This window comes from Neobacillus phoenicis (genome assembly GCF_047302305.1).
GTDB lineage: Bacteria > Bacillota > Bacilli > Bacillales > Cytobacillaceae > Neobacillus.
Genome location: NZ_CP154847.1, coordinates 3,758,529 through 3,771,328 on the forward strand (window position 1 = coordinate 3,758,529; position 12,800 = coordinate 3,771,328).

The 12,800-nt window shown below is 36.9% G+C and carries 9 protein-coding genes and 2 pseudogenes; 6 read left to right on the top strand and 5 right to left on the bottom strand.

Features of this window, described 5'->3' with window-relative positions; translation table 11 throughout:
- Positions 1-57 precede the first annotated feature (57 nt).
- On the bottom strand, positions 58-1,482 hold the full coding sequence (aspA, locus tag AA0X95_RS19400; RefSeq protein ID WP_413300730.1) for an aspartate ammonia-lyase: 1,425 nt from the start codon (positions 1,480-1,482) through the stop codon (positions 58-60).
- A 237-nt stretch (positions 1,483-1,719) separates the two neighbouring features.
- Between aspA and AA0X95_RS19405 the strand changes: the two are divergent.
- A pseudogene (locus AA0X95_RS19405) lies at positions 1,720-2,853 on the top strand (polysaccharide deacetylase family protein).
- Positions 2,854-2,883: 30 nt separating this feature from the next.
- On the opposite strand, the gene AA0X95_RS19410 reads toward AA0X95_RS19405, so the two are convergent.
- Positions 2,884-3,306, bottom strand: a complete 423-nt coding sequence (locus AA0X95_RS19410; protein WP_413300732.1) for a MarR family winged helix-turn-helix transcriptional regulator — start codon at positions 3,304-3,306, stop codon at positions 2,884-2,886.
- Between the two features lie 238 nt (positions 3,307-3,544).
- On the opposite strand from AA0X95_RS19410, the gene AA0X95_RS19415 reads away from it, so the two are divergent.
- Positions 3,545-4,777, top strand: coding sequence for an MFS transporter (locus tag AA0X95_RS19415; RefSeq protein ID WP_413300734.1), 1,233 nt, complete (start codon positions 3,545-3,547; stop codon positions 4,775-4,777).
- Positions 4,778-4,824: 47 nt separating this feature from the next.
- Here the strand turns inward: AA0X95_RS19415 and AA0X95_RS19420 are convergent.
- A pseudogene (locus AA0X95_RS19420) lies at positions 4,825-5,709 on the bottom strand (YitT family protein).
- Positions 5,710-5,789: 80 nt separating this feature from the next.
- The gene (locus AA0X95_RS19425) at positions 5,790-6,842 is read right to left on the bottom strand and encodes an NAD(P)/FAD-dependent oxidoreductase (protein ID WP_413300736.1); all 1,053 of its coding nucleotides are present in this window, start codon (positions 6,840-6,842) and stop codon (positions 5,790-5,792) included.
- A gap of 202 nt (positions 6,843-7,044) precedes the next feature.
- On the opposite strand from AA0X95_RS19425, the gene AA0X95_RS19430 reads away from it, so the two are divergent.
- The 4 genes from AA0X95_RS19430 (at position 7,045) to AA0X95_RS19445 (ending at position 10,839) form a co-directional block, all read left to right on the top strand.
- Positions 7,045-7,890 (top strand): ABC transporter ATP-binding protein, encoded by an 846-nt coding sequence (locus AA0X95_RS19430; protein WP_413300738.1) that lies wholly within the window; start codon positions 7,045-7,047, stop codon positions 7,888-7,890.
- Positions 7,841-8,761, top strand: coding sequence for an iron-hydroxamate ABC transporter substrate-binding protein (locus AA0X95_RS19435; RefSeq protein WP_413300740.1), 921 nt, complete (start codon positions 7,841-7,843; stop codon positions 8,759-8,761). Before AA0X95_RS19430 ends, AA0X95_RS19435 begins: the two co-directional genes overlap by 50 nt.
- A gap of 72 nt (positions 8,762-8,833) precedes the next feature.
- Complete coding sequence (locus AA0X95_RS19440) at positions 8,834-9,832, top strand: FecCD family ABC transporter permease (RefSeq protein WP_413300742.1); 999 nt, start codon at positions 8,834-8,836, stop codon at positions 9,830-9,832.
- A complete protein-coding gene (locus AA0X95_RS19445) occupies positions 9,829-10,839 on the top strand; it encodes a FecCD family ABC transporter permease (RefSeq protein ID WP_413300744.1) in 1,011 nt (336 codons plus the stop codon). The genes AA0X95_RS19440 and AA0X95_RS19445 overlap by 4 nt, the downstream gene beginning before the upstream one ends.
- A gap of 49 nt (positions 10,840-10,888) precedes the next feature.
- Here the strand turns inward: AA0X95_RS19445 and htpG are convergent, their stop codons facing one another.
- Positions 10,889-12,769 carry a molecular chaperone HtpG gene (htpG, locus tag AA0X95_RS19450; protein ID WP_413300746.1) on the bottom strand — a complete coding sequence of 627 codons (1,881 nt, stop codon included), beginning with the start codon at positions 12,767-12,769 and terminating at the stop codon, positions 10,889-10,891.
- Positions 12,770-12,800 lie beyond the last annotated feature (31 nt).

Below are 12,800 nucleotides of genomic sequence, written 5' to 3' on the forward strand. Positions count from 1 at the left end.
ACAACAAAACCCAAAGAGTTCCTTTGGGTTTTGTTGTTTTTACTATTTACATGTTTATTAGTCTCTTTCTAAAAGTGCCGCCCCTGCAATCCCAGGCTTAGTCATTTCATAAATGTCTAAAATAAGATCCAGTTCCTCTTCCGTTAACACATCATGCTGTAAACAAAGTTCTCGAACTGATTTACCACTAATCGTCGCTTCTCTAGCAATTCGAGCTGCAATCTCATATCCTAAATGGGGATTAACAGCCGTAATGATTCCTACACTCTTTTCTACATATTCTTTCATACGGGCTTCATTTGCTTCAATACCCTTTAAACAATGTTCTGTAAAGGAAGCGAAACCATTATTCATGATACTAATAGATTGGAGCAGGTTAAACACCAAAACAGGTTCCATTACATTTAATTCGAGTTGTCCTGCTTCAGAAGCTAGGCAAATTGTATGATCATTCCCAATGACCTGGAAGGCAATTTGGTTAATAAGCTCAGGCATGACTGGATTTACTTTTCCAGGCATGATAGATGATCCTGGTTGACGAGCTGGAAGAGAAATTTCTGCTAATCCTGCACGTGGTCCTGAAGCCATTAAGCGAAGGTCGTTTGCTACTTTCGACATATTCATCATACATACTTTTAATGCTGCAGACACCTCCGTATAGGCATCCGTGTTTTGGGTAGCATCCACTAAATGTTCAGCATTAACTAATGGCAGCCCACTAATATCTGCGAGTTGAATGACAACATCTTTAATGTATGTTGGATCAGCATTTAAACCTGTTCCAACTGCTGTTGCCCCCATATTCACCTCATATAAATTAGCTCTTGATTGATGGATACGGTTTATATCTCTTTCCAACACTCTGCTGTATGCCTCAAATTCTTGTCCGAGACGAATCGGTACGGCATCTTGAAGATGGGTCCGTCCCATTTTAATGACATTTTCAAACTGTTTGGCTTTAGTCTTGAAAACCTTGTTCATTTCTTTCATCGTTTCAAGTAACTTTTCAAGCATTTTTAATGTAGCTATATGAATGGCGGTAGGGAAAACATCATTAGTCGATTGAGACATATTTACATGAGTGTTTGGACTTAAATGGTTATAAGCTCCCTTCTCATGTCCTAGTAACTCTAGTGCCCTATTGGCAATGACTTCATTTGCATTCATATTCATCGATGTCCCTGCTCCACCTTGGATTGGGTCCACGATAAATTGATCATTCCATTTGCCCTCAATGACTTCATCGGCTGCCTGACTAATAACCTCTCCTAGTCCACTATACAACCGTTTCGTATTCATATTTGCGATTGCAGCCGCTTTCTTAACCATCGCTAACGCTTTAATGAGTTCTTCATGAATGCGGTAGCCAGTTATAGGGAAATTTTCTACCGCCCTAAGTGTTTGAATTCCGTAATAAGCCTCAGATGGTAATTCCTTTTTCCCTAAAAAGTCTTGTTCTATTCTTTTTTTGTCCGCTGTCATCTGTCTCCCACCCTTATAAAAACAAATATATTACTATATCGATTACACCAAAATAATAACAGTAAAACACACTATTTGTCTCCCTTTTCACTATTATTTCATTATTAACAGTATCCACATTAATCAAAGTTTTCATATTTTTAAAAAATTGTAATGTTAGACCATTCAGTATCTTTTCTTAAACACTAGTAAGTGCTATTATATTCTGCGAGATTACTATATACAAGGATGGATGAAATGCAGAAGGTTCTTTATTTCGCGCTATGTTCTGCTTTACGGCTACAAACAGGATGCAGTTTAAAGACAGCTAATGCCAAAGATATAAATAAAAACAACTCAGTATCAACAACAACCAAAAAAATCCAGATGAGTAAAGTATCACCTAAAATGAAAGAAAACCCTTTATTCAAACCAAATGTTGATTTATCAATAAGTGCAGTAACATTTGCTTCTAGTAGTGCTGTTTTGACAACAACCAACCTACCAACAGAGGTTTCAGGCGTTAGTTACTTTATTTGGAGAACAGCTGACGTGGTGGAAAATGGTAAGTTATTTTCATCTGCTGAAAAAGAGAAAGATTTCTCGCTTGTATTTGGTCCAAAAGAATTTTCAGGAAGGCGTGGAGAGTATCAGATTGAGGTATACGGAAAGACAGCAAATGGTTCGGATGAGCTTTTGGCTAAGTCAACTGTAACCTTTCAACAGCACGTTCCCATCTTAATGTATCATTCCATCGATGAATTTAATGGCGAGGGACTAAAAGAACTGTTTGTGTCACAAGGAAATTTCGAAGCCCAAATGCAATATTTAAAGGATAATGGCTATACACTCCTTACGTTTGAGGAGTGGGGAAAAGTCAATAAAGTAAATAAGCCCATTCTTGTTACCTTTGACGACGGGATGAAAAATAACCTGAATGCTTTTCATATTTTATAAAAATTACAGGATGAGACATTTAAGCCGACAGCGACAGAGTATGTCATTGCAGGTTATATCGATAGCGGTTCCTACCGATTATCTACTGAAGATATTAAAGAAATGGTGAACTCAGGAATTTTCTCCATTCAATCCCATACAATGTCACATGCAGATCTACCAAAAATAACAAATTTCGAGGAAGAACTTCATGCTTCAAGGGAGAAAATTGAACAAGTAACTGGCAAGCCAGTCATTGCCATTGCCTATCCTTTTGGTCATTTTAATGAACAGGTAGTGGAGGAAACAAAAAAATACTACAAATTCGCAACAACCACAAAGCCTGGCCAATTTATTGAAAAAGGCCTGACAGATGAATTTTTATTAATGCATCGTGTCCGAGTATCCTACTCCACCACCATTAAAGTGTTTGCTGCATCAGTTGAAACTAATTAGGAGCTTTTAAAGCTCCTTTTTTATTTCCAGCTAAATAAAAGATTGATTAAATTTTTTCAATAACTGTCCAAAAATTTCCCGTTCTTCATCAGTCCAGTCATTAATTACTTCGGCTAATCTTTCTATACGGGCCTGCTTATGGTCCTTATATACCTGTGTTCCGAGTTCGGTAATTTGAAGTGAATAAGCCCTGCCGTCTAATGGATCAGGTATTCGAAACAAATAACCCTTTTGCTCTAGAGTAGCGGCTTGTCTACTGATGGTAGAAATATCCAGCTGAAATTCACCTGCTAATACTTTCACACCTGCAGCACCTCTATTTGCAATTCTTCTCAATAATAGATAGGCTGAGCGATCAAGAGTACCAAGTCTTTTATGACTTGAAATAGCCGTTGAACGTCGTATTAAGATAGCCAATTCCAGTTCAATCATTTCCAAAGATTGTTCATTCATAACATTAACCCCACAATTAAACAAATTTCTTATTACTTAATGATAACACAATGAAATTTTATATATAATGAAGGACAACTATTCCCGTTAGAAAACACTATTGACGTAGTGTAAAATAGTTGTATAATACAATCATGTACTTTCATAATACAACTAATTGAAAAACTAGGAAACCAATTAGGTATTTATTAAGAATAAAGGTATAGGAGAAAGTAAATAAGAAAAGGAGAAAATGTCCATGTCATCTTCAACACAATCTGTATCATCAACACCAGCTGACAACACTGCAAAAGGAGGTTTATTAACCCAGCCAAAAGCAGTTTGGGCTGTTTTTTTCGCATGTATCATTGCCTTCATGGGCCTTGGTCTAGTGGATCCGATATTACCAGCAATAGCAGAGCAATTACATGCTTCCCATAGTCAAGTAACGTTGCTATTCACCAGTTATAATGCCGTTATGGCCGTTGCCATGCTCATTACTGGGATGATTTCCTCAAGGCTGGGTATAAAATGGACATTACTTGCTGGAATTGTCATCATTGCTGTATTTTCAGCACTTGGAGGATTTTCGAATGGCATTTGGACACTCGTTGGACTTCGTGGAGGATGGGGGCTTGGTAATGCCTTATTTGTGGCAACCGCTTTAGCTGCCATCGTTTCACTCTCAAATAGCGGAACAGCCAAAGCCATTATATTATACGAAGCAGCCATAGGACTTGGTATATCTGTAGGACCACTTCTTGGCGGATGGTTGGGTGCTATGTCATGGAGAGGTCCATTTCTGGGTGTTGCGTGCCTTATGGTTATCGCTTTCATTGGGTTAATGGTTTTAATGCCCAAGGCCACAAAAACAAATAATGTACAAACAAAAACATCTATATTAGATCCCTTCCGTGCTCTAAAACACCGTTCCCTATTAATATTTGGTATTGCAGCAGCTTTATACAACTTTGGTTTCTTTACCTTATTAGCTTATGCTCCTTTTGTTATGGGGTTGAATGAGCATGGATTGGGTTACGTTTTCCTTGGATGGGGTATATTTTTGGCCGTTACTTCTGTATTCATGGCTCCGAAGCTTCAACAATGGTTTGGCACGATTAAGTCAATGTGTGCTATGTTAACATTATTCGCCTTACTTCTAGTTGCAATGGGTGTCTGGACCTCTACACAATGGGTAGTCATTGGATCGGTTATTTTAGCAGGAGCATTTTTAGGAAATAACAATACATTGATTACAACAGCAGTAATGAATGCAGCACCTGTTCAGCGTTCAACTGCATCTGCGGCCTATAGCTTCCTTCGGTTTATTGGAGGAGCGATTGCTCCATTTACAGCTGGGAAACTAGCAGAACTTTATAATCCAAGTCTTCCGTTTTTAGTGGGAGCAGGATTTGTCTTTATCTCTGTAGTATTTATCTTAATAAATAAATCACATATTAACCACGTAGATGATGTTGAAATTGGTCACTAAAGCACAAAATGGATCTCCGGTTAACCCGGCAGATCCATTTTTAATTGTTAATGAATATCCCTTTTCTTAAAGCGACCACCACGAACTTCTGTGATATCAGCGATTGCTAAAAAGGCTGAAGGATCTATTTCCTCTACAATGGTGGTAAGTTTAGATTCTTCTAGTCTTGTGATGATACTAAAGATTACCTTTTTATTATCCCCTGTATAGGCTCCTTCTCCTTTAAGATAGGTTACTCCCCGTCCTAAACGAGCATTTACCGCATTTCCTATCTCTTCTGCTTCATCACTAATAATCCATACAAATTTAGATTCTTCTAGGCCTGCCACTACCGTATCAATTGCCTTTGCAGCAATGACATAAGCTAAAAGGGAGTACATGGCACGATCCCAACTAAATACAAATCCAGCTGTTCCTAAAATAAATACATTGATAAACATAATTATTTGTCCGACAGAAAATGGCACTTTTTTAGTGATCACTTAGGCGAGTGTTTCGGTCCCATCTAAAGCTCCACCATTCCGTATGACCAAACCTACGCCTATGCCTAAAATCATGCCTCCAAAAACAGTGGCAAGTAGAATATCTTCTGTAAAAGGGGGAATTGGATGAAAAAACGAAGTGAAAATGGATAAAACAATAATTCCATATATGGTAGAAAAGGCAAAGGTTTTCCCCATTTGTTTATACCCTAAGTAAACAAATGGCAAATTGAGGATGAATAGAAACAGTCCTAATTTCCATCCGGAGATATGAGCAAGCATAATAGATATACCTGTTATTCCTCCGTCAATGACATGATTGGGAACTAAAAAGATTTCTAACCCGGTGGCCATGAGAATGGCACCAATTGTAATGGCGATTACTCGAAGAATCACTTTACTAAGGGGAAGTTTGCGGTGTTGGATAGTAGTTTTAGTCTTTTCTGTCATTTGGTCACACCCTTCTGTATTCTTACTTTAAAGCACTATATTTATTTAAACATATTTCAATAAAAAAAGTGAACCGAAGTTCACTTTTTAAGCATTTTCTTAACCAAATCCTTGTTCCGACTCTTAAACCGGTCATTGTGGGAAGATACCATTGCAAAGCTATTTGCATCCGGTTGGATATGTAATTTTGCTTTATTCACCGCATTTGCCGCATCTTGAAAAGCGCCAGCAATTAAGTTTAATTTCCCCTCGTAAGTGAGTATATCCCCAGCTGCATACAGTCCTTCAATGGAAGATTCACTTAAAGCATTTCCAGAAATATAATAATCATCCTTCATAGAAATATTTAATGGACTATTTTTAAGTAATGTGGTGTCTTGTTCATAGCCATGATTGACAACTACTTCATCTACTGGCAGGTAAGTAACTTCACCTGTTGTATTATTAGTTAATACGACTCTTTCAATGAGCTCATGATTTCTACTAGCAATTAGCTTCGTAATCGAGGAATCGAAATAACAGACAGTTGAACTATTTATAAGTTGAGTAATCTGTGATTCATGTCCGGAAAAAGCACCTCTTCTATGTGTAATGTAAACCTGTTTCGCGATTGATTCTAATTCAATGGCCCAATCGATTGCAGAATTCCCTCCACCTGAAATCAACACTGTTTTATCTTTAAACTGGTGCAGAGATTGCACAGTATAATGTAAATTAGATAATTCAAATCTCTCCGCACCATCAATTTTTAATTTTTGTGGTTTTAAGATCCCACTTCCTACAGCGACAATGACTGTTTTTGTCATATGTACTTGTCCAGAAGCAGTTTTTAGTTCAAATATATCGTTATTACTTTTATTTATTGAAATTACTTTTTCATTTAACACAACCTCGGGGTTAAAGGTTAATCCTTGCTCAACAAGTTGTTTCATTAGTTCTGCACCTGGTACGGGTGTGACACCGCCGACATCCCAAATCATTTTTTCGGGATAAATATGTAATTTCCCACCTAACTCTGATTGGTATTCTATGATTTTCGTTTTCATTTCTCTAAGACCGCTATAAAAAGCAGAATATAGTCCTGCTGGCCCTCCTCCAATGATGATCACATCAAATAAATCCTGCTGCTCCATAACCAGTCACTCCCCAGTAATTACTGTAAAATTATAATTGAGAAACATTATCATCTAATTCAATATTAATTGATAACGATTATCAATTTCAAATGTTTTTTTAATTATATTATCAAATTCCTTATTGACAAAAGGATATATTTCAAATTATAGTTAAAATCGATAATGATAATCATTATCATTTAAATAAAGGAGGTCCCCTATGGTTCGTCTTTATACTGAGGATTTAAACATTGCTTATGAAGAGCGTTTAATTGTTAAAAATCTAACCCTACATATACCTGATAAAAAAATCACCACCATTATTGGTTCTAATGGATGTGGAAAATCAACTTTACTAAAAGCAATTACGCGAATCATTTCCAGCCAGTCTGGATCAGTTGTTTTAGACGGGAAGAATATTTTAAAAGAAAATACGAAGATTCTTGCTAAAAAGATGGCTATTTTACCTCAATCACCTGAGAGTGTAAGCGGGTTAACAGTTGGTGAACTTGTATCCTACGGCCGTTTTCCATATCAAAAAGGATTTGGCCGTTTAACAAAAAAAGACTACGAAGTGATTGATTGGGCACTCGAAGTTACCGGAACCATCGATTATAAATTTCGTCCTGTTGATGCCTTATCAGGCGGACAGCGGCAACGTGTTTGGGTAGCTATGGCTCTAGCACAGGAAACTGAAATCATCTTTCTAGATGAACCAACAACATACCTAGATATGGCCCATCAACTAGAAGTATTAGAGCTTTTGCAAAAACTGAACGTTGAACAGGGTCGTACGATTGTAATGGTACTTCATGACTTAAATCAAGCAGCGAGGTTCGCCGATTATATTATTGCTTTAAAAGACGGGGAAATCGTGAAAGCTGGCACAAGCGAACAAGTGATCAACCATCAAGTTCTTAAAGAAGTTTTCCAAATTGATGCAGAAATCGGGAGAGACCCACGAACCAACAAACCAATGTGTCTCACATACAATTTATTAAAAGGAGAAAACAATAATGAAAAAACTACTAATTCCATTTATGCTGTTGCTAGTTCTAATTATTAGTGCATGCAGCAATTCACCAAAAGAGAAAAAGCAAGTGGCATCAAAGGAAACAAAGTCTGAAACAATTACATATCTGTCTGAAAATGGTCCTGTTGAAGTTCCTGCCCATCCTAAACGAGTTGTTTTATTATCAGGTTTCACAGGTAACGTTATTGATTTAGGTGTAAACGTTGTGGGTGTGGATGTTTGGTCTAAGAATAACCCTACATTTGCAAAAGAATTAAAAGATGTTGCAGAGGTTTCAGACGAAAATTTAGAAAAAATCATAGAACTTGAGCCCGATTTAATTATCGGCTTATCTAATATTAAAAATCTAGAAAAATTAAAACAAATTGCACCGACTGTAACATATACATGGGGGAAAGTTGATTACTTAACTCAACATTTAGAAATTGGTAAACTATTAAATAAAGAAAATGAAGCTCAGAAAAGAATTGATGACTTTAAAACACAGGCTGAGGAAACAGGGAAAGAAATTAAAGCGAAAGTCGGAGAAGATGCTACCGTATCTGTAATTGAAAGCTATGGTAAAGATTTGTATGTTTTCGGCGATAATTGGGCTCGTGGTACAGAAATTTTATATCAAGCTATGCACTTAAAAATGCCAGAAAAAGTTAAAGAAATGGCTTTAAAATCAGGTTATTATACCCTTTCTGCTGAGGTTTTACCAGAATATGCAGGTGACTATGTCATTTTAAGTAAATATAGTGATGCGGATACATCTTTCCAACAAACTGACACATATAAGAACATCCCTGCTGTAAAGAACAATCATGTGTATGAAATGAATGGTCAAGGAGCCTCTTTTAGTGATCCTATCACATTAGACAAGCAGCTTGCTTTCTTTAAGAAATCATTTTTAGAAAAATAACTTTTTATGACTCAAAAGGTACAACTCCTTTTGAGTCTTCACTATTCCACTAAAAGAAAAGTTGAGTGAGCAATGAGACAAAATATCCCTTTCATATACAAACTAATAGTAGGTGCTTTTCTATGTTTGTGCATGTTTGTTGGAGCCATGGTTTTTGGAGCTGCAGACATCACGGTTAAAGATGTGTGGCTAGCCCTTACAACTGCTGCAACTGATAAAAATTTTACTATCATCCGCGAAATTCGTTTACCGAGAGAAGTGGCGGCTATATTTGTTGGAATGGCCCTTTCTGTTGCAGGTGCTATTATGCAAGGGATCACAAGAAATCCTCTTGCAGACCCAGGTCTACTTGGCTTAACGGCAGGAGCAACTGCTGCAAATGCCATTACACTTGCTTTTATACCATCTGCGAATTTTTTTGCCATTATGATTGCTTGCTTTATTGGAGCCGGTGTCGGTTCTCTCCTCGTATTTGGAATTGGTGCAACAAAAAAGGGAGGATTTTCTCCCCTAAGAATTGTACTTGCTGGAACAGCAGTTAGTTTATTTCTCTATGCTGTTTCCGATGGTGTAGGTATTTATTTTAAAACGTCGAAGGATGTCACTATGTGGACGGCCGGCGGGTTAATTGGTACCTCCTGGGGTCAATTACAAATGATTGTGCCGTTTATTATTATAGGAATCATTATTGCACTTCTTCTCTCCCGTCAATTGACAATTTTGAGTCTTAGTGAGGAAGTCGCTATCGGTCTTGGTCAAAAAATCACGTATATAAAAATCATCTTGTTTATAGTTATTATTTTACTAGCAGGTGTATCAGTGGCACTTGTAGGTAATATGGCATTTATTGGATTAATGGTTCCACATATCGCCCGTGCAATAGTAGGAAGGGATTACCGTTATATCATTCCATTTTCTGCTTTTGTTGGTGCAACTTTTATGCTTTTTGCTGATACACTTGGTCGAACCATTAATGCTCCCTATGAAACGCCAGTTGTAGCAATTGGTGCTATTTTAGGCTTACCCTTCTTTCTTTTGATTGTTCGGAAAGGAGATAAAAACTTCTCATGATCCAAGATACTCTTATAAAAAAACAACGAATCGTCATGGTTATCATTTTTGCACTACTCTTTGGCACCATCATCATCGCCACTGGTCTTGGCTCTTCTTCTGTGTCCTATGACCGCATTATTCCAACTCTACTCGGTAATGGAACCTTTAAAGAAGAGTTTATTTTATTTGATATTCGGTTGCCGAGAATCATTATTACCATCTTAGCGGGTATGGCACTTGCAATGTCTGGATCCATTCTGCAAGGAATTACGAGAAATGATTTAGCGGAACCTGGAATGATTGGCATAAATTCTGGTGCTGGTGTGGCAGTGGCTGTTTACTTTTTATTTTTCCCAATTGATGTTGGAACTTTTGTATATTTGATACCACTAGTCGCTTTTCTAGGTGCTTTCTTAACAACCGGTATTCTTTATGTATCTTCTTATAAGCGGCATGTTGGACTTCAACCATTAAGGCTTATACTAGTGGGGATCGGCTTTTCACTAGCATTATCGGGCATAATGATTGTTCTCATTTCTTCATCCGAGCGGCAAAAGGTTGATTTCATTGCAAAATGGTTAGCAGGAAATATTTGGGGTACAGACTGGGTCTTTATTTGGGCACTCTTACCATGGCTGATTATTCTTATCCCATTCACATTATACAAAGCCAATCGCTTGAATATCCTTGGTCTTAGCGAGGCTTCCGCTATTGGAGTGGGAATCAAAATTGAGAAAGAAAGAATTCAGTTGTTATTAGCCTCCATAGCTCTCGCCGCTTCAGCGGTATCTGTTACGGGAGGTATTGCCTTTATTGGCCTTATGGCTCCACATATAGCTAAAGCGCTTGTAGGGCCAAGAAATCAGCTATTCATCCCTGTCAGTATTCTGATTGGCGGCTGGCTGTTATTAACGGCAGATACCATTGGTCGCAATATAACGAGCACTGAAGGGATTCCTGCTGGGATAATTGTTTCACTCATTGGGGCCCCCTATTTTATTTATCTATTGCAAAAAAAATCATAATAGTAAAAACCGTGCCACTATATGTGAACACGGTTTTTTTTCATTTACATTACACCATAATTTTACAAATATCATTCGTAAATTCTACTGGGTCCTGAATTGGCAATCCTTCAATGAGGAGTGCTTGATTGTATAGTAATTTTGTATAGAGATCTACTTTTTCTTTATCACCGTCAAAAGCTTCCTTCAATGATTGAAATACTTCATGGTTTTTGTTAATCTCTAGAATTTTTTCCGCTTTGATATTTTGGTTGTCTGGCATTGCAGCAAGAATTTTTTCCATTTCGATAGAAATTTCACCCTCAGTTGCTAAGCATACTGGGTGAGATTTTAATCTTTTAGAAATTCTTACATCCTTCACTTTGCCATCTAGTATTTGTTTCATATAGTCAAACAGTTCTTGGTTTTCGTTATCTTGAACTTCGGATTCTTCCTTCGTTTCTTCCCCTTCAATACCAAGATCACCACTTGAGATGGATCTAAATTCTTTTTCTTTATAAGTCATGATCATCTTGATAGCGAACTCATCGATATCATCTGTAAAGAATAAAATATCATAACCCTTTTCGGTAACGAACTCTGTCTGTGGCAGTTTTTCTAATCTTTCAATTGAATCTCCTGCTGCATAGTAAATGTACTTTTGTTCCTCAGGCATGCTAGTAATATATTCGTCTAATGTAACTAATTTCTTCTCTTTAGAAGAATAGAACATGAGCAGATCCTGAAGTACCTCTTTATTAGCACCAAAATCACTATACACACCATATTTTAATTGGCGTCCAAAGGATTGATAGAATTCTTCATACTTTTCTCTTTCATTTTTCAAGAGGTTTTGCAATTCGCTTTTAATCTTCTTGTTAATATTTTTTGCAATTAGCTTTAACTGACGGTCATGCTGCAGCATTTCTCTTGAAATGTTAAGTGTTAAATCTTCGGAATCTACCATTCCTTTAACAAAACTGAAATAGTCAGGAAGCAAGTCAGCACACTTGTCCATGATTAAAACACCATTAGAATAAAGCTCTAGACCCTTTTCAAATTCCTTTGAATAATAATCAAATGGAATTTTTTCCGGGATATATAGAATTGCATTATATCTTACTGTTCCATCCACACTGATATGGATATGCTTGATTGGTTTGTCAAAACCATAGCGTTTTTCAGCATAAAAGTTTTGGTAATCTTCATCCGTTAATTCACTTTTATTCTTTCTCCAAATTGGAACCATGCTATTAATGATTTGTTCTTCTTGATAATCTTCGTATTCGGATTCACTGCCTTCCTTCAGTTTTCTACCAGTGACTTCCATCTTAATTGGATAACGTATAAAGTCTGAATATTTTTTGATAATCGATTTTAAGCGATATTCCTCTAAATATTCATCGTAGTTTTCGTCTTCTGTATTCTCTTTCATTTTCAAAATTATTTCTGTGCCTACTGAATCCTTTTCAACCAGCTCAATTGTATAGCCTTCAGCACCCTCAGATTCCCACTTGTAAGCCTCTTCACTTCCTAAAGCTTTACTAATAACGGTAACAACGTCTGCAACCATAAATGCTGCATAAAATCCTACACCAAATTGCCCGATAATGTCGTAGCCATCTTTTAGCTCATTCTCTTTTTTAAAGGCCAAGGAACCACTTTTGGCGATCGTCCCCAGGTTAGTTTCCAACTCATCCTTGGTCATACCAATACCAGTGTCTATAATTCTCAATGTCCTGTTTTCTTTATCTGCTACTAATTTAATAAAGTAATTATCTTGGTCAAAACTTAAGGAGTCGTCAGTTAATGCCTTGTAATAGATTTTATCAATCGCATCACTTGCGTTCGAAATTAACTCCCGTAAGAAAATCTCGCGATGAGTATAGATGGAGTTGATCATCATGTCTAATAATCGCTTTGATTCTGCTTTAAACTGTTTTGTTTCCATTAAGACCTCTCCTTTATTCCTATTTTATTAT

Coding starts and splice junctions, on each gene's coding strand:
- AA0X95_RS19440 (WP_413300742.1), top strand. CDS start 8,834: ATGAGACAAAATATCCCTTTCATATACAAACTAATAGTAGGTGCTTTT.
- aspA (WP_413300730.1), bottom strand. CDS start 1,482: ATGACAGCGGACAAAAAAAGAATAGAACAAGACTTTTTAGGGAAAAAG.
- AA0X95_RS19425 (WP_413300736.1), bottom strand. CDS start 6,842: ATGGAGCAGCAGGATTTATTTGATGTGATCATCATTGGAGGAGGGCCA.
- AA0X95_RS19415 (WP_413300734.1), top strand. CDS start 3,545: ATGTCATCTTCAACACAATCTGTATCATCAACACCAGCTGACAACACT.
- htpG (WP_413300746.1), bottom strand. CDS start 12,769: ATGGAAACAAAACAGTTTAAAGCAGAATCAAAGCGATTATTAGACATG.
- AA0X95_RS19430 (WP_413300738.1), top strand. CDS start 7,045: ATGGTTCGTCTTTATACTGAGGATTTAAACATTGCTTATGAAGAGCGT.
- AA0X95_RS19435 (WP_413300740.1), top strand. CDS start 7,841: ATGAAAAAACTACTAATTCCATTTATGCTGTTGCTAGTTCTAATTATT.
- AA0X95_RS19445 (WP_413300744.1), top strand. CDS start 9,829: ATGATCCAAGATACTCTTATAAAAAAACAACGAATCGTCATGGTTATC.
- AA0X95_RS19410 (WP_413300732.1), bottom strand. CDS start 3,306: ATGAATGAACAATCTTTGGAAATGATTGAACTGGAATTGGCTATCTTA.